This is a genomic window from Paenilisteria rustica, assembly GCF_013820765.1.
Lineage (GTDB): Bacteria > Bacillota > Bacilli > Lactobacillales > Listeriaceae > Listeria_A > Listeria_A rustica.
In genome coordinates this window covers 51,157-74,476 of sequence record NZ_JABJVM010000016.1, presented here as the reverse complement: position 1 = coordinate 74,476, position 23,320 = coordinate 51,157, and the positions used below count along the sequence as shown (strand labels likewise).

The 23,320-nt window shown below is 39.9% G+C and carries 19 protein-coding genes; 16 read left to right on the top strand and 3 right to left on the bottom strand.

Features of this window, described 5'->3' with window-relative positions:
• Positions 1-282 precede the first annotated feature (282 nt).
• The 3 genes from HPK16_RS13340 to HPK16_RS13330 all read right to left on the bottom strand — a co-directional run bounded on the left by HPK16_RS13340 (position 283) and on the right by HPK16_RS13330 (position 2,751).
• Positions 283-1,323, bottom strand: coding sequence for an LCP family protein (locus HPK16_RS13340; RefSeq protein WP_181677424.1), 1,041 nt, complete (start codon positions 1,321-1,323; stop codon positions 283-285).
• Positions 1,324-1,572: 249 nt separating this feature from the next.
• A complete protein-coding gene (locus tag HPK16_RS13335) occupies positions 1,573-2,115 on the bottom strand; it encodes a GNAT family N-acetyltransferase (protein ID WP_181677423.1) in 543 nt (180 codons plus the stop codon).
• On the bottom strand, positions 2,116-2,751 hold the full coding sequence (locus HPK16_RS13330; RefSeq protein ID WP_181677422.1) for a YigZ family protein: 636 nt from the start codon (positions 2,749-2,751) through the stop codon (positions 2,116-2,118).
• Positions 2,752-3,161: 410 nt separating this feature from the next.
• On the opposite strand from HPK16_RS13330, the gene HPK16_RS13325 reads away from it, so the two are divergent.
• From HPK16_RS13325 to pnpS, 16 genes are all read left to right on the top strand, one after another.
• Positions 3,162-3,848: a response regulator transcription factor gene (locus HPK16_RS13325; protein WP_036087343.1), complete on the top strand. Its 687-nt coding sequence runs from the start codon at positions 3,162-3,164 to the stop codon at positions 3,846-3,848.
• Between the two features lie 24 nt (positions 3,849-3,872).
• A complete protein-coding gene (locus tag HPK16_RS13320) occupies positions 3,873-4,724 on the top strand; it encodes a DegV family protein (RefSeq protein WP_181677421.1) in 852 nt (283 codons plus the stop codon).
• Between the two features lie 230 nt (positions 4,725-4,954).
• The gene (locus HPK16_RS13315; RefSeq protein ID WP_181677420.1) at positions 4,955-6,298 is read left to right on the top strand and encodes an ATP-dependent helicase ComFA; all 1,344 of its coding nucleotides are present in this window, start codon (positions 4,955-4,957) and stop codon (positions 6,296-6,298) included.
• Positions 6,288-6,977 carry a ComF family protein gene (locus tag HPK16_RS13310; protein ID WP_181677419.1) on the top strand — a complete coding sequence of 230 codons (690 nt, stop codon included), beginning with the start codon at positions 6,288-6,290 and terminating at the stop codon, positions 6,975-6,977. Before HPK16_RS13315 ends, HPK16_RS13310 begins: the two co-directional genes overlap by 11 nt.
• 215 nt (positions 6,978-7,192) lie before the next feature.
• A complete protein-coding gene (gene hpf / locus HPK16_RS13305; protein ID WP_181677418.1) occupies positions 7,193-7,756 on the top strand; it encodes a ribosome hibernation-promoting factor, HPF/YfiA family in 564 nt (187 codons plus the stop codon).
• A 327-nt stretch (positions 7,757-8,083) separates the two neighbouring features.
• Positions 8,084-10,597, top strand: a complete 2,514-nt coding sequence (gene secA / locus HPK16_RS13300; RefSeq protein WP_181677417.1) for a preprotein translocase subunit SecA — start codon at positions 8,084-8,086, stop codon at positions 10,595-10,597.
• A 135-nt stretch (positions 10,598-10,732) separates the two neighbouring features.
• A protein-coding gene (gene prfB / locus HPK16_RS13295; RefSeq protein WP_181677416.1) for a peptide chain release factor 2 occupies positions 10,733-11,834 on the top strand; the annotation gives its coding sequence in 2 pieces (ribosomal slippage) (positions 10,733-10,804 and positions 10,806-11,834; 1,101 coding nt in all).
• An 18-nt stretch (positions 11,835-11,852) separates the two neighbouring features.
• Complete coding sequence (locus HPK16_RS13290; RefSeq protein WP_181677415.1) at positions 11,853-12,713, top strand: YitT family protein; 861 nt, start codon at positions 11,853-11,855, stop codon at positions 12,711-12,713.
• Between the two features lie 557 nt (positions 12,714-13,270).
• The gene (gene ftsE / locus HPK16_RS13285) at positions 13,271-13,957 is read left to right on the top strand and encodes a cell division ATP-binding protein FtsE (RefSeq protein WP_181677414.1); all 687 of its coding nucleotides are present in this window, start codon (positions 13,271-13,273) and stop codon (positions 13,955-13,957) included.
• Positions 13,947-14,834 (top strand): permease-like cell division protein FtsX, encoded by an 888-nt coding sequence (gene ftsX, locus HPK16_RS13280; protein ID WP_181677413.1) that lies wholly within the window; start codon positions 13,947-13,949, stop codon positions 14,832-14,834. The genes ftsE and ftsX overlap by 11 nt, the downstream gene beginning before the upstream one ends.
• A 95-nt stretch (positions 14,835-14,929) precedes the next feature.
• Positions 14,930-16,213: a C40 family peptidase gene (locus HPK16_RS13275; protein WP_181677412.1), complete on the top strand. Its 1,284-nt coding sequence runs from the start codon at positions 14,930-14,932 to the stop codon at positions 16,211-16,213.
• Positions 16,214-16,345: 132 nt separating this feature from the next.
• Positions 16,346-17,704, top strand: a complete 1,359-nt coding sequence (locus HPK16_RS17025) for a murein hydrolase activator EnvC family protein (protein WP_181677411.1) — start codon at positions 16,346-16,348, stop codon at positions 17,702-17,704.
• Between the two features lie 115 nt (positions 17,705-17,819).
• A complete protein-coding gene (gene cls / locus HPK16_RS13265; protein ID WP_181677410.1) occupies positions 17,820-19,271 on the top strand; it encodes a cardiolipin synthase in 1,452 nt (483 codons plus the stop codon).
• Between the two features lie 12 nt (positions 19,272-19,283).
• Entirely contained in the window at positions 19,284-20,462 is a 1,179-nt protein-coding gene (locus HPK16_RS13260; protein ID WP_181677409.1) for a PDZ domain-containing protein, read from the top strand.
• Between the two features lie 359 nt (positions 20,463-20,821).
• Positions 20,822-21,535 carry a response regulator transcription factor gene (locus HPK16_RS13255; RefSeq protein ID WP_181677408.1) on the top strand — a complete coding sequence of 238 codons (714 nt, stop codon included), beginning with the start codon at positions 20,822-20,824 and terminating at the stop codon, positions 21,533-21,535.
• Positions 21,532-23,304 carry a two-component system histidine kinase PnpS gene (gene pnpS / locus HPK16_RS13250; RefSeq protein ID WP_181677407.1) on the top strand — a complete coding sequence of 591 codons (1,773 nt, stop codon included), beginning with the start codon at positions 21,532-21,534 and terminating at the stop codon, positions 23,302-23,304. The genes HPK16_RS13255 and pnpS overlap by 4 nt, the downstream gene beginning before the upstream one ends.
• The last annotated feature ends 16 nt before the right edge of the window (positions 23,305-23,320 follow it).

Sequence of the window (23,320 nt, the reverse complement as noted above, 5' to 3'; positions counted from 1 at the left end):
GACAATGAGGGCACGTATGTTTCTTTCTTTTTAATTGAATATGAATATGGCAGGTATCCTTCTCTATGGAATGCTCGATGAGCTGGACGTTTTTATTTTCTAAACCGATGAGTTGTATGATAAAATGGTCTGGCATGGTAATATCGCTCCTTTGGATTGGGTTTCGTCACTTTTATCTTAACGGATGTTGATATTACTGTGTATTTTTTTGTCTTGAAATAAGAACAAAAAAATGTTGAGGCAGATTAATTTCTACCCCAACATTTATTATAGAACCACTATTTAATTATCTTCACTATACGGCAATGCATTAGGGAATGGCTTATTGACTCCTTGAAGTTGTCCAGCAAACTCATTAGCAACACTTTGCACAGAGTTTTCATCTAGCTGGTAATAATAGACACCATCTTGTGGCGAATCAGCCCCTTTTAGTGCAAGAGACTTCATGTCAATATCATTAGTCATACCATATTTAGCAATAGACAGCATTTGTGAAAAAGTCATATTTGTCTTCATGTTATCTCCAACAGCTTTAATAACATCTGAGTATTTGTTTATGGAACCGATAGAGGTCGATTTATCGATGATAGCTTTCATAACGAGCTGTTGCCGCTTGCCGCGTTCGATGTCATTATCTATATGACGCGTTCTAGAAAGCGCTAATGCTTGTTCGCCATCGAGTTTTTGTTTCCCTTTTTTCAGTGTGATAGTTCCTGCTTGGTCTTTTGAGTTTTGCTCTGTGAAATCAACGGGAACATCGACTTCAACGCCACCAAGCGCATCAACTATTTCTAGGAAAGCATCGAAATTAAAACGAACATAGTAATCAACAGGAACTTGGAACAAATCTTCAACGGTTTTCATAGTTAACTCAGGACCACCGTATGCATGGGCAGCGTTTATTTTTGTGTATCTGTCAGTTTTACCATCTTTACTTTCTATATGGACATAAGAATCACGCGGAATACTTGTCATCTCAAGTTTGTTATCTTTTACATTTAGTGTTGCTAAAATGAGTGCATCACTACGAGGGCTTCCACCGTTATTTGCTTGTCGTTTTGTACTATCATCTACGCCGATAATTAGAAAGGAAAAGCTGTCTTTAATTGGATCAACATCTTTATTGCGAAGTGATGAGGCCTCTCCACTCCGTACGTTATCATAGGAATTGTCTACAGCAAGTTTTGCCGAACTGAACAAATATGTAGCATATCCAGCACACGCAAGTACGATTAGCATCAATGGAACCAGGACTGAAAAAAGTACCAATCGGCGGCGTTTATACTTCGCGCTTCTTGGAGCTGGGCTTTTGTTTATAGGCATGAATTATTTTCTCCTTATAATTAAATTTCTAGCTAAAACCCGAAGTAAATTATTTGCATATGCAATAGATGTAATTGTACCATGATAGGAAATTTGTTTTGTTACAGTAAACTTACGGTTGTTTTAAAGTTATGGTAAAGAACATTGCAAAACAAAGGTGCTTTTTTCTATTATACATAAGTAAGCGGTAAAAGAACATTAAAATCATCAAAAGTAAAGCAAAATAAGTCGTATGTAATGGCAAGCCAGTTAAATTATTCCACGACTGTATTGTTTTACATTTTTTAGTGTTTTTGTGTTCATGTCCAATTCCGTTACCGTTTTATCGTAGTCGAATCCTAGCTTTTCTAATAGTTTTATGGAAGCTCGATTTTCTGGGTCCACTTTGGCTGTGAAGGTAAGGATGCCGGTTGTCGATTGGGTTATGTGCATAAATGTTTGGAGCACCTCGGACATAATACCAGAGCCCCAGTAACTTTTTTTTAATTCATAACCAATTTCGGCATTCAGCGTGTTAAGGTCTAGCTCATTGATACCAAAAGAACCAATTAATTCACTGTTCATTTTGTCCATAATAATGTATCTATTGGCAGTTTTTTCTTGGAGTATGGCTAAGATAATTTCGCGTGCTTGATCTATTGTGCTAAAATTTTCAATGTTCATAAAGCGTGTTACATCTGGATCTGACCAAACATGGAGCATTTGTGCGGCATCATCGCGACGCATCATTCGATTTTGTGTACGTGCCGTTTCGAATTCGGTAGGTATTTTTTGTAATATATCTACTAGCATTTAGTTTACATCCTTTTCACGATATTTCTTTCCAGTTTCAAGCATTTCAACTTGCCCGTTCGTTAAGTTTGTAGCCCACTCTTGAAATAAATCAACATCGGTACTGTCAACATATACGTCAAGAACAACTTTATCGGTGAATGTAGTGCCTGCAATTTGGTACCCTTTTTTCTCCAAGGCATTTTCAAATTTTGCGTGAGATGAGTAATCAAGGGTGCATGAGATAATAATGGCAAGTGAGCGCTCTACAACGCCTAGAGTGTTACAGGTTTCGTTGACTGCATTACTATATGCGCGTACCAGACCACCCGCTCCGAGTTTGACACCACCGAAATATCTTGTTACAACAACAGCGACATCCTTCAATTGCTTTTTCTTCAAAACTTCAAGCATTGGGACACCAGCTGTACCACTGGGCTCACCATCATCATTTGCTTTTTGGTATTGATCACGCTCGCCAATCAGATAGGCAGAACAATTATGACTAGCATTCCAGTGTTCCTTCTTGATACTGAGAATGAAATCTTGCGCCATTTTTTCGTCTGTAGCCCGAATGATAGAGCAAATAAATCTAGATTTCTCAATAATTATTTCATGTTGCCCAGCTACCTTAATCGTTAAATATTTTTCTAGCATATAGGCCTCCAATAGTTAATTTAATCACCTTATGTCACATTCTAACGGAAAAAAGGAGGCGTGTATAGTTAGAAAATACGTTTGTAGCATATTTGAAAGGTGAAGTGGTAGCAAATTCATGGTATAATGAATGTCGTTGTTACTTTTGATAGATAAAACTTCTATCGTCTAGGCATTTTTATGGGAGACTTGAAATATATCAAGTGAATCATCTCTCGTTCATTAGTTAGAAAATGCTTAGTAAATCCACATAAATTAAAGGACAATGGCTTCTAGAAAAGCATGAATTGATACAGAAAAAGCTATAGGAATATAGTCGATAGATTAGACTGAGTAGCCTTTAGAGCTACTAAGGGATAAAAAATGGGAACGAATATGAAAATAAGAATTTTGAAGGAGGATTTCTCATTATGACTGTAAAAATCATGATTGTAGACGATCATCAATTATTTCGTGAAGGTATAAAACGTATACTAGAACTAGAAGATTCATTTGAAGTAGTTGCAGAAGCCGAAAATGGAAAAAATATTGTTGCTAAGGTACGAGAATATCGACCTGATATCGTACTTATGGATATAAACATGCCTACTGTAAACGGTCTGGATGCCACAGAAATGCTAGTAAGACAATTTCCAAGTATAAAAGTAGTTGTTTTGACTATTCATGATACAGACGAATTTGTTACAGAAGCTTTACGTGCTGGAGCTGTAGGTTATTTACTTAAAGAAATGGATGCTAAGGATCTCGTAGATGCTATCAAAACAGTAGAAGATGGTGGCGCGTATATTCACCCGAAAGCTGCTATTAAATTAGTTCGTGAATACCGTCATTTAGCCAGTACAAATAATGCACAGGGCGCTTATGGTTATCAACAGCCAGAAGTCAAAATGCCATTACATATTCTCACACACAGAGAATGTGAAGTTTTGCAATTGCTGACGGACGGCAAGAGTAATCGTGGTATCGGAGAGACACTTTTCATCAGTGAGAAAACTGTTAAGAATCATGTGAGTAGTATTTTACAAAAAATGAAAGTAAACGATCGTACGCAAGCTGTTGTGACTGCAATCAAAAATGGCTGGGTATTCATTAGATAAAATCGTTAAATTTGAGGTGACTTTATGGGGGAGAAAATTGCCATCGTGACGGACAGTACTGCTTATTTACCCCAAGCAGTAATCGATAAGTTTGAGATTTGTAGTGTGGCGCTTTCTGTGACAATTGACGGGAAGTCTTATGTGGAGAATAAGGATATCGATGAAAGCAACTTTTATAGTATTGTGAAGGCGGCGAAATCTTTTCCAACAACTTCGCAACCAGCGCCAGGTGACTTTGTTCTGCTATATGAAAAATTACGTGACAAAGGCTATGATACTGTAATTAGCGTGCACCTTAGTAGTGGCATCAGTGGTACTTATCAAAACGCTATATCTGCCGGAAAAACGGTGGATGGTATTCATGTTGTTGCCTATGATTCAGAAATAGCTTGTATGGCTATGGGAATGCTGGTAGAGAAAGCAGCGGAACTAGTAGCTACAGGAACTAAATTAGACGCCATTTTGAGACAATTAGATGCTATGCGTGATGCTATGGGTGCCTATTTTATCGTGGATGACTTAAATCATCTTGCAAGAGGTGGCAGACTTTCCAATGCTCAAGCGATTATTGGGAGTGTTCTACAAATTAAGCCAATCCTTCATTTTGAAGAGACGAAGATTGTCCTCTTTGAAAAAATTAGAACACAGAAAAAAGCTTTTCGGAGAATTGAAGGTCTCTTAACGGAAGCTATAAAAAATGGTCAAGCACAGCAAGCATATATTGTTCATGGCAACTGTTACGAAAAAGCAGAGACTTGGAGAGCGGAGTTACAAAAGGCTCACCCTGATGTAGCTTTTCATATTAGTTATTTTGGACCGGTTATCGCAACGCATCTCGGGGAAGGCTCATTAGCTCTCGTGTGGACAATAAAATAAATATTTCAAACCTCCTAGTTTAGGGGGTTTTTTTAGTATAACGCACAAGTAAGAAAAAATAAAAAGCATAAAAAAGTTCAAATCAATCACAAAAAATTTGAAAAGCAGCCAAAAAAGTAAATGTTGTTCCTGTATATATATTGATAAAGGCTTAATAAGGGGTGAGAATCGCAATATGGCAATTGGCAATTATTTTTTCTTTCGTGTATAAATGGATGTACGAGGTGAGGATGTTGCAAAGAAAAATAGAGGGACGGTTATTTTCAAAAGAAGAAATCCTTGATACTACTGATATGCAACAAGTTAAAGCGATTGAAATTACTGAAAATAAGAAAATGTGTTTTAGATGTGGAAATAATGTAGAGGACCTTTTTTTTCAATCTCCTTGTAGTCGGTGTGACAGTGAAGAATGCTGGTATTGCAGAAACTGTATCATAATGGGCAAAATGACAGAGTGCAGTAATCTTTTCTTTTTACCGAGTATGACTAGCATTCCGCATCAGAGGAGTACTTACTTAGCTTGGAAAGGAGAGCTATCACCAGGGCAAAGTGTCGCCTCTAAAAAAGTACATCAGGCTGTGGTGGAGAAAGAAGATTTGCTTTTATGGGCTGTGGCAGGGTCTGGCAAGACAGAAATGATGTTTGAAGGAATGAATGAAGTGCTCATTAAGGGGGGACGTTTATGCGTTGCTTCACCCAGAGTAGATGTCTGTTTGGAACTGTTTCCGCGTCTACAAGAAGTATTTCCAGATGTGGCGATGGTCTGTTTATATGGGGATTCGACAGATGTCTACGACGGAGAACGCTTTGTAGTGGCAACGACTCATCAACTCGTGAGATTCTATGAAGCGTTTGATGTTGTTTTTATAGACGAGGTGGATGCATTCCCGTACGCTAAAGATCCGTTTTTGGAGTACGCCGTTAAAAAGGCGCAATTACTTACGGGGTGTTCCATTTTTATCACAGCAACCCCAGATAGAAAATGGCAAATTGAATGTGATAATGGTAAGCGTAATTTTGTTAAAGTTCCAGCAAGATACCATAGAAAATCGCTCCCTGTTCCTCAGAAAATATGGATAGGCGAATGGAAAAAAGGAATACAAAAGCAAAAAATACCTAGCAAAATACTCCGATGGATGCGACAGAAGTTGGACGAAGGTTGTCCCGTCTTATTATTTTTTCCAGAAATAAAAGTTATGTTAGAAGTAGCGGTCATTCTTGAACAACTAGATTTCGAACCGCTTTTGACGGTACATTCTGCTGATCCAGAAAGGAAAGAAAAGGTACAGCAGATGCGCGACGGTACTATTAAATTATTACTCACAACGACTATTCTTGAACGAGGCGTAACCTTTACAAACGTACAAGTAGGTGTTTTTGGAAGTGAGGGAAGAATTTTTACGGAATCAGCGCTTGTCCAAATATCTGGTCGTGCTGGACGGAAATTTGATTACCCCCGAGGAGACGTCTTATTTTTTCATAATGGTGTTTCTAAAAATATGGCATTAGCGATTTCACAGATTAAAATGATGAACCAACTTGGAATTCGTCAGGGGTTATTAGATGAAAAATAAGTGCCTGCTATGTAGAGCTGAGTTGGTATCAGAGATTTCTTGGGGTAGTTTATTTACGCTAGAAAAGGAACGTGTGATTTGTTTTAGCTGCGAATCTAAGTTGAGTCGAATTGAAGGTATTATGTGCAGTAAGTGCGGTAGGCAGATGAAGGATTCTGATCCAACAACAGTCTGTGAAGATTGTCAAAAATGGGCAACAAAGGAGCGGCAGGGCTACTTGCAAAAAAACATAGCTTGCTACGCGTATAATGAATTTGCTAAAGATTTAATGACGCTCTATAAATATAGGGGCGATTACGCGATTGCTAAAGTCTTTGCAGCGCGTTTGAAAATAAAGTGGACGGAAATGAACAAAGAAATGACGATACCGCTTCCAATCAGTTTAGAGCGAAGAAAAGAGCGCGGATTTAATCAAACAGAAGGGCTTCTTTGTTTAGCTGATATTTCATTTGAAACGGATCTTAGGAGAGAGCATACCGAAAAGCAATCTAAAAAAACGCGTAAGGAGAGAATTGAGCAAGAGCAATTCTTTTTTGTTGAAAATAAAATAGCTGTCCAATCCAAAGAAATAGTGCTGATCGATGATATCTATACAACAGGAGCAACATTACATTTGGCGGCAGAAGCACTTATAAAAGCAGGTGCTAAAAGCGTATCAGCACTCACTATTTTCCGTTAAAGCGAAATTTTCAATTATTTTAGGTTTGCATTTGAGGATTTGTGGAATGAATAGAGTAACAGCATCATACTTACAGACTATGTAAACGGTTGGAATATAGTAATTTTGCTCCGTGTAAATGTTTGCAAAATACTACATTATAACGTAGACTGTATCTAAGAAGTCATTCACTTCTTGTAAAGTATGATTTGTTTTATTTCAAAGGAGGAATTGCTATGCTAAAGTATAACATTCGTGGCGAAAACATTGAAGTAACGGAGCCAATTAGAGAGTATGTTGAAAAGAAAATCGACAAGTTAGAACGCTATTTCAGCGAGGCTCCAGATGCTAATGTTCATGTGAATCTTAAAGTTTATTCCGATAAAAACGCAAAGGTTGAAGTGACCATTCCTCTCAAAAATTTAGTGTTACGTGCTGAAGAAACGAGCGGGGATTTATATGCAAGTATTGATTTAATTGTAGATAAATTAGAGAGACAGATTCGTAAACATAAAACAAAAGTAAATCGTAAATTCCGTGATAAAGGTGCTGAGCATGATTACTTTGCTTTTTCTGAATCAAACGCTAGCGCTGCATCAGATGAATTTGAGAATGACAGTGAGCTAGACATTGTTCGTACAAAGGAATTTTCTTTGAAGCCGATGGATAGTGAGGAAGCTGTACTCCAAATGAATTTATTAGGCCATAGTTTCTTTGTATACACAGATGCAGAGTCAGACGCGACAAACATTGTGTATCGTCGTAAAGATGGGAAATACGGTTTGATTGAAACCAATTAACTTAGATTGACTTCTAAAAGCCGGGATCCAAAACAAGGGGATCTCGGCTTTTGTTGTCAATACCCAATCAGAAATAAAAAAGTGAATGACAAAAAAATGAGCTTGAGAAGATATTTTTTATTTAAATAAAGCGCATAGATTAGGCTTTTATACAGAATCAAAGGAAATGCGTCGAAATGTTCACAGGAAAACAGGTTGTAAAAGGCAGGCGAAAGATGGTAGAATTGTCTAGTGTGCCTGTGATAAGGCAGTTGCGTCAGAAAATGGGAAGAACGCAACGATTTGAACTTCAGGGAAAGTATAGAAACAGTAGAGGAGAATAAGATCATGGCAGGTTTATTAAAAAAGATATTTGAATCTGGTAAAAAAGATGTTAAGTATCTAGAGAAGAAAGCAGATCAGATTGAGGCGCTAGCTGAAGAAACAGCAAAGCTTTCTGATGATGAGATACGTGAGAAAACAGAAGCGTTTAAAGAGCGATTTCAGAATGGGGAAACATTGGATTCCCTTTTGGTTGAGGCTTTTGCTGTAGCGCGTGAAGGAGCAAAGCGTGCATTAGGTATGTTCCCGTTCCGTGTTCAATTAATGGGTGGTATTGTGCTACACGAAGGTAATATCGCAGAGATGAGAACTGGGGAAGGTAAAACTTTGACAGCAACGCTACCAGTTTATTTAAATGCGCTCTCAGGCAATGGTGTTCATGTTGTTACAGTCAATGAGTACTTGTCGCAACGTGATGCTGAAGAGATGGGAGTTCTATATAATTTCCTTGGTCTATCAGTTGGACTTAATCTGAATGCCCTTTCCAGCGAGGAAAAGCGTGAAGCATATGCTGCGGATATTACGTATAGTACGAACAATGAATTAGGGTTTGACTACTTGCGTGATAACATGGTTGTTTATAAAGAGCAGATGGTTCAGCGTCCACTTTCTTATGCTGTAATTGATGAGGTCGATTCTATCCTTGTCGATGAAGCTAGAACACCGTTAATTATTTCTGGTCAAGCAGAAAAATCGACTATTCTATACGTTCGTGCTAATTCATTCGTTGAGACATTGACAGTCGAGAAAGATTACACAGTTGATATCAAGACGAAATCAGTATACATGACTGAAGAGGGTATGACAAAAGGTGAGAAGTATTTCGACGTCGAGAATTTATTTGACATAGAAAGCTCCACTTTGCTACATCATATTGCACAGGCTTTGAAAGCAAACTATACGATGCATCTTGATGTTGACTATGTTGTGCAAGATGACGAAGTACTAATTGTAGACCAATTTACTGGTCGTATTATGAAAGGCCGTCGTTTCAGTGAAGGCTTGCACCAAGCGCTTGAAGCTAAAGAAGGCGTTACAATTCAAAATGAGTCACAAACAATGGCGACAATTACGTTCCAGAACTATTTCCGTATGTATAAGAAATTATCTGGTATGACAGGTACTGCTAAAACGGAAGAAGAAGAATTCCGTGATATTTATAATATGCGTGTTATCGAAATTCCAACGAACAAGCCAATCATTCGTGATGACCGAGCTGATTTAATCTACACATCGATTGATGCGAAATTTAATGCCGTGGTAGAAGATATTGCAGAACGTTATGCGAATGGGCAACCAGTACTAGTTGGTACAGTAGCAATCGAAACGTCTGAGGTTATCTCCCATAAATTAAAACGCAAAGGTGTACCACATAGTGTTTTGAATGCGAAACAACATGAAAAAGAAGCTGAAATTATCCAGTTTGCTGGGGAAAAAGGCTCTGTAACGATTGCAACGAATATGGCTGGTCGTGGTACGGATATTAAACTTGGTGAAGGTACAATTGAAGCTGGCGGTTTAGCTGTTATCGGTACAGAACGCCATGAATCAAGACGTATCGATAATCAGTTGCGTGGTCGTGCAGGTCGTCAAGGTGACCCAGGTGTGACACAATTCTATCTTTCAATGGAAGATGAATTGATGAAACGTTTCGGTTCAGATAATATGAAATCAATGATGGAACGATTTGGAATGGACGACGAGGCTATTCAAAGTAAAATGGTTAGTCGCGCAGTTGAATCTGCTCAAAAACGTGTCGAAGGAAATAACTTCGATTCACGTAAACAAGTACTTCAATACGATGATGTTCTACGTCAGCAACGTGAAGTTATTTATAAACAGCGTTATGCAGTTATTACCGCTGAGAATAACTTACGCTCTGTTATCGAACCAATGATTCAAAACGTCGTGAATTTTGTGGTTCAGTCCAATGCACCAAGACAAGAGGATCGCGAAGAATGGAATTTACAAGGAATTATCGATTTCGTGGAAGCTAACTTGCTACCAGAAGACGTGATCAGTGTAGATGACATTAAAAATATGGAAACTAGCGATATTCAAAAATTCATTTTAGAAAAAGTGAATGAAGCTTATAATGAAAAAGAAACATTGCTTCCAGAAGAAGAATTTAATGAGTTCCAAAAAGTAGTATTGCTACGTGTAGTGGATACGAAATGGGTAGATCATATTGATGCAATGGATCATTTACGTGATGGTATTCATTTACGTGCGTATGGTCAAATTGATCCGTTACGTGAATACCAATCAGAAGGCTTCGAAATGTTTGAAGCGATGATTAATTCTATCGATGAAGAAGTAGCACGCTACATTATGAAGGCTGAAATTCGTCAAAATCTTGAACGTGAACAAGTGGCTAAGGGTGACGCTGTTGACCCGAATGAAGGCAAACCACTTGCTAAGAAACAACCCGTTCACAAAGATCAACACATTGGTCGTAATGATCCGTGTCCTTGTGGAAGTGGCGAAAAGTATAAGAATTGTCACGGGAAAGAGAAATAGTAAGCAGAAAAAAACCAGGAGTTTTCCTGGTTTTTTGTTTGGAATCGCTATACTAATCGCAGTTTCCAGTCAAGTATGCTATATTATTAAAGGTGCATTATTTTATGCATGAAAATTGAAAAAGAGGTGTTGAGAATGGAATTAGCTGAAATTCGCAATGAACTAGAAAAGACAACCCAACAAATCAAAGACTTTAGGGGGTCTCTTTGACTTAGACAGCATAGAAGTTCGAATTGCTGAGTTAGAGGATCAAATGTTGGATCCTGAATTTTGGAATGACCAACAAGCTGCACAGAAAGTCATCAATGAGGCGAATGGTTACAAAGAGACGTACAATGCGTTTCATGAGTTGGAGGAAGAGCAAGAAAACCTAGAACTTAGCTTGGAACTGTTACGTGAAGAGGCAGATGAAGAGTTGCAAACAGAACTAGAATCAGAATTAGAGAAATTTGTGGCGAAGTTAACCGATTTCGAATTGAAATTAATGTTAAGCGAGCCTTACGATAAAAATAACGCAATTTTAGAATTGCATCCAGGAGCTGGCGGAACGGAGTCACAAGATTGGGGCTCGATGTTACTGCGCATGTACCAACGCTGGGCTGATAAGAAGGATTTCAAAGTCGAGATGCTGGATTATCAAGCAGGAGATGAGGCTGGAATCAAAAGTGTCACATTGCTCATCAAAGGACATAACGCATACGGCTATTTAAAGGCGGAAAAAGGCGTTCACCGTCTCGTCCGGATTTCACCATTTGATTCATCAGGACGTCGCCACACATCTTTCGTATCGTGTGATGTAATGCCAGAAATGGATGACGATATTGAAATCGAAGTTCGTCCAGAGGATTTGAAAATTGATACGTATCGTGCGACCGGTGCAGGTGGGCAGCATATTAACACGACCGATTCAGCTGTTCGAATGACGCATATTCCATCCGGCATTGTCGTAACTTGTCAATCTGAGCGTTCACAGCTTAAAAACCGTGACCAAGCAATGAAGATGTTAAAAGCGAAATTGTATCAAAAAGAGCAAGAGGAGAAAGAAAAAGAGCTTGCTGAACTTCGCGGGGAACAAAAGGAAATCGGCTGGGGAAGTCAAATACGATCTTACGTATTCCATCCATATTCGATGGTAAAAGACCACCGTACAAGCGTTGAAACAGGAAATACACAAGCGGTGATGGATGGCGATATTGATGAGTTTATCAATGGTTATCTGCGCTCGCGGATCGATTAAGGTGAAAAGATGAAAGAGATGAAAGTAGTCAAACGGCGTAAACTGCCGCCTAAATTGGCGAAAGCGATGGAGTATATCTATGTTATTTTAGGCGCATTCATTATTGCTGTAGCATTTAATGTCTTACTACTTCCAAATCATGTTGCTTCTGGTGGTGTGAGTGGGATTAGTACGATTATTAACTATTTAACTGGATGGACGCCTGCTTATATTCAATGGGCTTTTAACATCCCGCTATTCTTTGCAGGGGTATTTTTCCTTGGCTATCAGTTTGGGATTAAGACCTTTGTAGGTACGATGATTATGCCGCTATTCGTTTATTTGACATCGGATTGGACGGTTTGGACGCATGAACCACTTGTGGCCGCATTATTTGGCGGTGTGCTAGTCGGGATGGGTCTGGGCATTGTTTTCAGGGGAAGAGCGTCGACTGGTGGTACGGATGTTATCGCCCAAATTTTGCACAAATTCACGAATCTTTCGCTGGGCATTTGTGTGGCGTTGATTGACGGCTTTGTTGTTATTGCGGCTATGTTTGTTTTTGATATCGAGTCGGGTCTATACGCGCTTATCGGCTTGTTCGCTACGAGTAAAACGATTGACCTTGTTCAAGTCGGGCTCAATCAATCGAAGACCGTGCTTATTATTTCTGAAAAACAAGATGAGATACGTCATGCCATCCTTTACAAAATCGATCGAGGCATTACACGGTTATCGGCAAAAGGCGGCTATACAGAAGATGATAGACAGATTTTGTTGTGTGTCATTGCTCAGTCAGAATTTTCGAGGCTAAAAGGTGTTATAAAAGAGATTGATCCAAATGCATTTGTGGTTGTTATGAGCGCAAGTGAGGTTATGGGAGAGGGCTTCAACCTATAGTTAGATTACAAAATAGAGCAGCATTGACCGATCATGTTAATGCTGCTTTTTTATAATACAGTTCTAAAATAGAGTGTCCTTTGTATAACAGTTGTGTAACAAGAAGTTAATTCGGAGTACCTAGGAAGGTATTTGGGTGACGGAAGTGGTCTATTCCAATTGATTTCACTGTAACTATTTTTAATATCCCTGTAATGTTAATTCACTGGAAAACGCGGTACAATAGGAGAGTAGTAAAACAGTGCGGAAATTCGAGCACGTTTTTTTATGGTCTTTTACAGAAAGAGAATGACGTAAGATTTTTAACGATTGAAATGTAAAAATGTAAATAAGTATGTTGCGAATAAAATAAAACTTGTCATTGGTTGAAATATAACTGTAACCTAATTAACCCGAACCTGAAAGATTGAAGTGTTATAATTGTACTATGCGTTGTGACTTTAAGTACTTCAGCTAAAAATGGTGAGCCTTGTTTGAGACTTCACTGTGCAATTCGGGTTATCTTACATGTTGTATCATTCGAACTTGATTTAAGAAAGGCATAGTTAGGTGATAAAATGATTATTATGGAAGATGTCTACAAGAAGTATCCCAATGGTATTACAGCCGCGAATGGATTGAACATTCGGATTGACCAGGGAGAATTCGTTTATGTCGTAGGACCGAGTGGTGCTGGTAAATCGACTTTTATCAAGATGATATACCGCGAAGAGCGAGCGACAAAAGGAACGATTAATGTTGGTAAATTTGATTTACTCAATATGAAGAATCGCGAAGTACCATTTTTAAGAAGACATGTTGGCGTTGTTTTTCAGGATTTTAAATTGCTTCCGAGCAAAACCGTTTATGAAAACATTGCTTATGCGATGGAAGTAGTAGAAGAAGATCCGAAAGTCATCAAGGACCGTGTCATGGAAGTGCTAGACCTAGTTAATTTGAAACATAAAGTCAGAATGCTACCAGATGAGTTATCTGGCGGGGAGCAACAACGGATTTCGATTGCTCGCTCGATAGCAAATATGCCACAGGTTTTAATTGCAGATGAACCAACTGGTAACCTCGACCCTGATACTTCATGGGAAATCATGAATATCCTTGAAGAAATAAGTAATCGCGGAACGACAATCGTGATGGCGACACACAATAAAGAGATTGTTAATACTCTGAAGCACCGTGTAATCGCTATTGAAAACGGTAGAATTGTTCGGGATGAACAGCAAGGAGATTATGGCTATGAAATTTAGAACAGTAGGTAGGCATTTTAAAGAGAGCTTTAAGAGTCTCTATCGTAACGGTTGGATGACATTCGCTGCAGCTAGTGCGGTAACAGTAACTTTGATTTTAGTCAGTGTGTTCTTCGCAATTATGATGAACATGAACAAGTTAGCAGATGATGTGGAGAATGACGTTGAAATTAACGTGCATATCCAACTTACTGCGACAAAAGATCAACAGGATGAATTAAAAGCCAATATCGGAGAGCTTAGCGGCGTCGATAGTGTCACATTTTCTTCCAAAGATGAGCAAATGGAGAAGTTAGTCTCTACATATGGTAAGGATTTCGAGTTGTTCCAACAAGATAATCCACTTTACGATGTGTTCATTGTTCAAGCGAAGGAGCCGAGTGAAACGGCCAAGGTTGCATCCGAGATTCAGGAAATGAAATATGTCGCAAAAGTGAACTATGGTGAAAAAACAGTAGAAAAATTGTTTAATGTCTTGAAATGGGGACGATATGCTGGTATCATATTAAGTGCTGGTCTTTTATTAACAGCCATGTTCCTAATCTCCAATACGATTAAGATTGCGATTTACTCGCGTCGAACCGAGATTGAGATTATGAAATTGGTAGGAGCGACAAACTGGTTTATCCGGTGGCCGTTCGTGTTAGAAGGCGCTTGGCTAGGTCTGTTAGGATCTATTGTGCCAGTCATACTAACATTTGTAGGTTATATTAACACTTACAATCTTATCAACCCAAGACTTGGAGAAGGCACCAACCTTTCCTTACTATCGCCAAGCCCATTCATGTATGAAATATCTGGGCTAATCATTGCTATTGGAGTATTGATTGGTATATGGGGAAGCGCAATATCCATCCGTAGATTCTTGAAAGTTTAACAATTAAATGCGTATCAGAGAAATGAACGCATTCTAAAAAATAAAAAAAATTCTATGAAAGAAAAGCCTAGGGAGCTTTTTAGGAGGTAAAATCTTTGAAAAAAAATACTTTAATCGCTGCGTCAATGGCAGCTGTAATCAGTTTATCACCAGTTTTTACAACAAATGCATTTGCGGACGTGAACACAGATATCCAACAGAAGGACGCAAAACTAAACGACCTTAAATCTAAGAAAGCTGATTTACAAGCTGATCTATCATCTTTAGTAACGAAATTAGAATCAGCGCAAGCGAAATCGAAGGAACTACAAGCGAGCTTCAACAAATCAGCAGAAGATTTAAAGAAATTAAATGCTGATATTGCAGCTATTAATACACGTATTAAAGAACGCGAAGCAGTGCTTAAAGAGCGTGCTCGTTCTATGCAAGTAAACTCAAACTCAAACGTTTATCTTGACGTTGTTCTAAGTGCAGACAACTTTGGAGACTTAGTGGATCGTGTATCTGCAGTAAATACAATTGTTGATTCTGATAAAGCTATTCTTGATGAGCAACAAAAAGACGAAGATGCTTTGAAATCAAAATCTGCATCTGTTAAAAAAGAACAAGAAAAACAACAAAAAGCAATTGCAAGTTATGAGGAACAACAAAATAAAATCGAAGCTCAAAAAGCTGAGAAAGAAGCTGTTGTAGCACAATTAGCAGCTCAACAAGCGACAACTCAACAAGAAAAATCTACTTTAATCGCGCAACGTGATAGAGAAGCAGCGGCGGCAGCAGCTCGTGCGGCAGCAGCGAAAGAAGCAACAACTGTTCAACCAGTTGCAGCTACTACAGAAAAGAAAGCTGAATCATCATCAGATGCAAGTTCAAGTTCTACAAATGAATCTTCATCTGTAGCATCTTCTTCAAACGACAGCAGTTCTAAATCTGAAAGCACTACAGCGAAAAAATCATCATCATCATCAAATACTTCTAGCTCAACAAATAATAATATCGCAGCACCAACTGGTTCTGGTTATGATGCAATGATTTCAGCTGCTTATGCGCAATTAGGTAAACCATATTCACTAGGAGCAACTGGACCAGGTTCATTTGACTGTTCTGGATTCACTTCTTATGCATTCCGTTCAGCTGGAATCTCTCTTCCAAGAACGTCAGGTGCTCAATATGCAGCATCTACTAAAATTAGTTCAAGCCAAGCAAAACCAGGTGATTTAGTATTCTTCAGCTATGGTAGCGGGATTGCTCACGTTGGTATCTACATTGGTGGAGGCAAAATGATTAACGCGCAAAATGACGGCGTTAAAATTGATAGCCTTTCAAGCAGTTTCTGGGCTCAATCTCTTGTAGGCTTTGGTCGCGTAGCTAACTTTTAATCTTAAAATATAACAAGCGTTCTTGAAAATAGAAAAGTACCTTTGTATGATTATTTACGAGGGTACTTTTTTTCTACTCTAACGCATGGGAAAAATAGTAATATATGAATCTGATATAGGAGGAAACAATACATGACATATAAGAAATTACTCGTAAACAGCCTTGCAATAACTGTAGCAGTTGGACTTTTTAGTACAGTGCCAACTAATGTAAAGGCTGCTGATTTAAATGAACTCCAGAAACAACAACAAGCAATCCAGCAACAGCGATCTGCGGTAGATAATCATATTGACGAGAAGGACCACGAAGTATCGATTCTTGAAAGAAAGCAACAAACAACAGCTGCGGAACTAGAAAGTCTAGTGAAAAGCATTACAGAAACGAATAAAAAATTGCAAAAGCAGCAGCAAGAAGTAGCTGTAACGAATGCGGAAGTAAGTAAGCTTAAAAATGAAATCGTCGTGTTGCAAAAAAGTATAGATGATCGCCTTAATTTATTGAAAGATCGTGCGCGTGCTATCCAAGTGAATGGAAATGGTCAAGAGTATATGAATGTTATTTTAGCATCAGATAATTTCAGCGATTTTATTGATCGCGCAACCATGGTATCGACGCTTGTCAACGCGGATAAAGATATTATGAATGATCAGAAAAAAGATGAGGATGCGCTAAACGGAAAGCAAAAGCAAACAGAGACGAAATTGGCGGGTTTGAAGAAACTTTCCACTGAAATCGCGCTTTCCAAAAACAACTTAGAGAGCCAAAAAAGTCAAAAAGATGAGTTAATCTTGGCCATTGCGGCTGAAAAAGACTTAACACAACAACAAAAGAATGATTTACTCTCACAACAAGGTGAACTAGCGGCGAATGAACAAGCAATCGCTGGCAATATTCAAGCGGAGAAAAATCGCCAAGCACAACAACAATTGGCTGCAGCGCGTAAAGCGAGTGAAGAACGGGCGGCAAGAGAAGCGGCGGCACAAGCAAGATCAAAAGTTGTTACGCGGACAGAAACGGCTGCTGCGACTCCAACACCAGAAGCACCACCTGTTTCCATCCCGTCGATCAGTGCTGGTTCTCAGACCGGAATGTTTATTAAACCAGCAGCAGGAATCTTGACGTCTGGGTTTAGCGATAGAACGAATCCAGTAACTGGTCAACATGAATCCCATAAAGGGCAAGATATTGCTGCGGGTGGTAGTGTACCAATTTATGCAGCTGCTGGCGGAACAGTCGTTTTCTCTGGTTTCGGGGCTCCTGGTAGTGGTTATGGCGGCTACGGTTATGTTGTTGAAGTTGATCATGGTAATGGCTATCAAACATTGTATGGTCATATGAGAGCGGGAAGCTTGCAAGTCGTTGCAGGACAAAGCGTTTCTCAAGGGCAAGGCATTGGTATGATGGGCTCGACTGGGCAATCAACGGGACAACATCTTCATTTTGAGATTCATAAAAATGGTGTTCCTGTAGACCCATCTCCTTATATCTAATATCAAACTCGGCTAACCGCTATTGGTAGCCGAGTTTTTGTATGATACTAAGGCAATACTTAACTCTTAATTTGTGATATGATAAAAAGGTAGCAATATTATTGGGAGGTACATTATGGGGATTATCGCGGGATTACTGATTGTTTTACTAGTAATCAATCTATTTTTTGCTGCTGTGATGGTGTTTCTGGAAAGACGAGACACATCGGCAACATGGGCTTGGTTACTTGTACTGACTTTCATACCTGTTCTTGGATTTATTATATATTTAATATTCGGCCGAAAGCTTTCACATCGCAAAATTTTTGACTGGAAGGGACAGGAGAAAATTGGATTGCGAGAGTCGACGGATAATCAGATTAGCATGATTAGGCAGCAAGAATTTCCTTTTAGCGATCGAAATGTAGCGAAACATCGGGATTTAATTTACTTATTATTGGTGAACGATGGCGCGATTTTGACGCAGGATAATGAAGTGACAATTTTCACAGATGGGCATGAGAAGTTTGATGCGTTGATGCGAGATATCGAGATGGCGACGGATCATATTCATTTGATTTACTATATTATTCATTCGGATATGCTGGGAAATCGTTTGCAGAAAGCGTTGATTAAAAAGGCGGAGGAAGGTCTCGACGTTCGTGTTATTTATGATGCGATGGGATGCCGGACGACGAAAAATGCTTTTTGGAATAAACTGAAGCAGAATGGTGTCAAAGTATGGCCGTTTTTCCCTTCCAAATTACCATTGATAAATTTCCGACTGAACTATCGAAATCATCGTAAACTGGCGATTATCGATGGAGAAATTGGCTATATTGGCGGATTCAATGTTGGAGATGAGTATTTAGGACTTGATGATAGCTTCGGATATTGGCGTGATACACATTTGCGTGTTCGCGGAAAGGCCGTTTTTGCGATGCAAACGCGGTATATTATGGACTGGAATTCAGCGTCATCTGCTAGTCAGAAGTTGGATTACCAAAAGCGCTATTTTCCAAGTTTTCATGGCAAAGGGCAGACAAGTATGCAGATTGTGTCGAGTGGTCCTGATACGGAATGGCAGCAAATCAAGAATGGCTATATCAAAATGATAAATTCGGCGAAGAAATCGATTTATTTGCAGTCGCCGTACATTATTCCGGATGTGAGTTTGCTCGAGGCGCTTAAGATTGCGTCGCTGTCTGGTGTTGACGTGCGTTTGATGATTCCGAACAAGCCGGATCATGCTTTTGTTTATCGTGCCACGACGAGTTATTGCGGGGAATTGATTGAGAGTGGTGCCAAGGTTTATATTTACGATAATGGCTTTATTCACGCAAAAACGCTCGTTGTAGACGGGGAAATTGCTTCGGTTGGAACGGCTAATATGGATTTTCGCAGTTTTAGACTAAATTTTGAAGTGAATGCGTTTATGTATGAGAAGAAGATTGCACAAAAGTTGGAAGATATTTTTCTGCAGGATATTTTAAAATCATATCAGTTGACGGAAGAGCTGTATGCAGAGCGATCGTTTTGGATAAAAGTGAAAGAGGCGGTGTCGCGGCTACTCTCTCCGATACTATAAGAGGTGGATAAGATGGAGACAATAATAGTAGAAGTTGTAAAAGGGATTGGCAGTATATTGGTGCAACCGGCATTATATGTGTCGATATTGATAGCGATTATTGCTGGATTTAATCGAATAAAATGGGAACGGAAATCTTTTCATGTACGGATACATTCACCTTGGCAGGAATTAAAAGGATTCTTCGGATTAGGTATTGTTTTCGGTGTGGCACTTTCGATTATCATGGTGTTTGTGGGCTTTACATTGACGATTGGATGGATAGCGATATTTAATGTTGTACTCATTGTGTTGCTAATAGTTGGGCTATTTCGGATGGCTTCGACGGCATATACGATTGGTATTGCTAGTCTGGTTTATTATGCGGCCTATTATTTTGATTGGCAGTTGGCACCGTTTGAGGATCGGATGTTGCCAATTCGTGATTTGTATATCGATAATTTCATGATTGTCATCGTGTTTGTCTTAGCATTATTACTTGCGGTGGAGGCATTCTTGATTCAATTCTCAGGAGCAAACCAGGCCTCACCAATGCTTCGGAAAAGTGGCCGTGGAAAATGGATTGGCGCATTTCAGTTACGCCGCTTATGGTTGCTACCACTCGTTTGTTTCATTCCAGGACATGGTTTTGCAGCATTGTTTGATTGGTGGCCGATTTTTCAAATTGGGAATCAGACGTTTTCCATAATGGTATTGCCGATTGTGATTGGATTCCAGCAACAAGTCCAGTCTCAGCTACCAGCACAAGCCACGCATAAAATCGCGGTTCGAGTGACAAGTTTATCAATTCTGATTGCGCTACTTGGCGTCGTGAGTATTGTGATACCAATTTTGAGTTTGCTCGCCTTTATCGTGGCAATCGCGGGTCGGTTCTGGATTTCTTATCGTCATCGTAACGAGGAACGGGATGCCGCGTTTAAGTTTACACCACAAACAGACGGCATCATGGTCTTAGGCTCTCGGGAAAATACGCCAGCTAGCCGAATGGAAATTTTAGCAGGAGAAGTAATAATGGAGGTAAATGGCATGCCAGTGATGGATCGCGAAGATTTGTATGAGGCACTAAACGAAAACCGAGCCTACTGCAAACTAAAGGTCCGCGACAACAACGGCGAACCACGAATCGTCCAAACCGCCATCCACGAAGAAGACTCCTTCGAACTAGGTCTATTCATGGTAGAATCCAAATAAAAACGTGATTACAAGTAGCCACAAACCGCGACTCAGGGGCACGAGAGCTGCTTAGCTCCTAGGCAAAAGCGAGTTAAGGACTACAGACTCACTGTGCTCCTCTGCATATTGAGGCTCTAACTCACGTTGTTTCAAAGTGCCACAACAAAGCGGAATGTACGACTGTACATGAGCATCGGAACGGAGTTTTTAACGACGGAGATGAGTAGTTCTCGTGCCCCTGACTTTTAAGATTGTGTTAAGAGTGACCGTTTTCTACCCGAAAAAGGTAAATTCGTGCTATATTTTAGTGGAAGAATACATAACAAGTTGTGGCGAGAATGTAATGGCCGCGCGTTATGAATGGGGAGGAAAGAGCATTGACCAAGATTTTAGTAGTGGATGATGAGTCTTCTATTGTAACTTTACTGCAATTTAACATTGAAAAGGCTGGCTTTGATGTAGTGACGGCGGAGGATGGTAGGACAGGATACGAGCTTGCTTTGTCGGAAAAACCGGATTTGATTGTACTCGATTTGATGTTACCTGAGATGGACGGGATTGAAGTGTGTAAGCAGTTGCGCCAAGATAAGGTGGAGACGCCGATTTTGATGTTGACGGCAAAAGATGACGAATTGGACAAAATTATTGGTCTGGAGCTTGGTGCGGATGACTATTTGACGAAACCGTTTAGCCCGCGTGAGGTTGTGGCGCGAATCAAGGCGATTTTGAGACGGAGTGCTGGGAAAGCGGCAGATGTGGAACCGGAAGACTCGCAGAAAGAGAAGGCGTTGCATATTGGCGAGTTGAAGATTCTGACGGATAGTTATGAGGTGTATTTACAGGATGAGTTGCTGGATTTGACACCGAAGGAATTCGAGTTGTTGGTATATTTGGCGAACCACAGGGGCAAGGTTTTTTCGCGAGATCAGCTGCTGGACGCGGTTTGGAACTATGATTATATTGGTGAAACGCGGATTGTGGATGTGCATGTGAGTCATTTGCGGGATAAAATCGAGGCGGATACGAAGCAACCTCGGTACATTAAGACGATTCGTGGTTTTGGCTATAAAATGGAGAACGTGAAATCATGAAAAAATTATGGCTGAAAATAGGACTGTCTTTTTTTATCTTATTTTTTATTGTCATGGTCATTGTGGGTTTCTTTTCGGGGGAACTGATGAAGAGCGTTTACTTGCATATGAAAGAAAGCCAGCTGCAGGATGATGCGAAAATATTGCTGACAACGACGAAGCTGGAAGATGTTGATCTAGATCAGGATGCGGATAAAATTCAGTCGGACTTAAAACCGCTGGAGGATAAAATTGACGCACGAATTACGGTCATTGATCGGACGGGGCACGTGGTTGCTGATACGAAGGAAGATCCGCACAGTTTGGGCAGTCATATGGATCGTCCCGAGGTGCAGGAAGTTCTTAAGCAAGGGAAAGAGGTTGGGATTGCCACGCGAAAAAGTTCTACACTTGGCTATAGTATGCTGTATGTGGCGGTTCCAATTACGCATAATGGGGTGACGGACGGTGTACTTCGGATTTCGATTTCACTAGAATCAGTCGAAAAAGCAGTCCATCAATTATGGCTCAGCCTCACCTTGATATTTGGCTTGGCGTTGGTGTTTATTGGCTTCATAAGTGCGGTGATTGCGCGGCGGATTACGCGACCAGTCAATGAAATTATCGATGTGTCAATGGACTTGGCGAACAATCGTTATTACAGCAGAATTACTGGGAAAACGAGCGGCGAGTTGCAGGATCTATCGCTAAGTGTGAATCAATTGGCGCAAAGTTTAGAGAAGCAGATGCAGGAAATCGAGCTTAATCAACAGCGGCTAAGCGGCATCGTGCAGAACTTGGTGAGTGGCGTGATGCTGATTGATCAACGAAAACTGATTGTGATGACGAATCCGATGATAGAACAGATTATCGGGGAAAAAGACCTCACTGGAAAAGCATATTACGAGGTTTTAAAAAGTTTTGCGTTGACGCAGCTTGTCGATCAATGCTTAGAGCAGAAAGTTTTCCAACAAGAGGAGATTACGATTTATTTCCCGAGGGAGCTTATTTTAGATGCTAACGTTTCGCCAATTTTATCAAAAACGGGTAACATAACAGGCGTGATTTTGCTGCTACACGATATTACAGAAATTAGACGATTGGAAAATGTACGTTCGGAGTTTGTCGCGAATGTGTCACATGAACTGAAAACACCAGTAACCGCGCTAAAAGGTTTTGCAGAAACGCTACTTGATGGTGCGATGTATGATGAAGCGCTACTCAAGAAATTCCTCACCATTATAAAAGAGGAAAGCGATCGTTTGCACCGTTTAATCATGGATATCTTGGAATTGTCGCGAATTGAGCAGAAACATGTATCGATGAATTTGGAGCAGGTGGATGTTGAGGACGTGGTAATCACGACGATGGATACGGTTCGCTCGATGGCACTCGAAAAAGGGATTCAGCTCGTGCCGCCAAATTTGACCTCACCGGTTATTATCCAAGCAGAACGTGATCGGTTGCAGCAAATCTTGATTAACCTCATCTCCAACGCGATTGTGTATACACCACAGGATGGTACAGTGTCGGTTGGTGTGACGGAAAACGAGGCGAATGATACGATTGCTATCACAGTCACGGATAATGGGATTGGTATACCAGTTAAGGATATTGATCGGATTTTTGAGCGTTTTTACCGCGTGGATCGTGCGCGTAGTAGACATTCTGGTGGTACAGGACTGGGGCTTTCTATCGTAAAACATATTGTGGAGAGTTGTGGCGGTCAAATTCAAGTGGAAAGCATCGAAGGTTCAGGCACAACTTTCACCGTAACACTTCCAAAATAAAGATGTAACGCAAGTC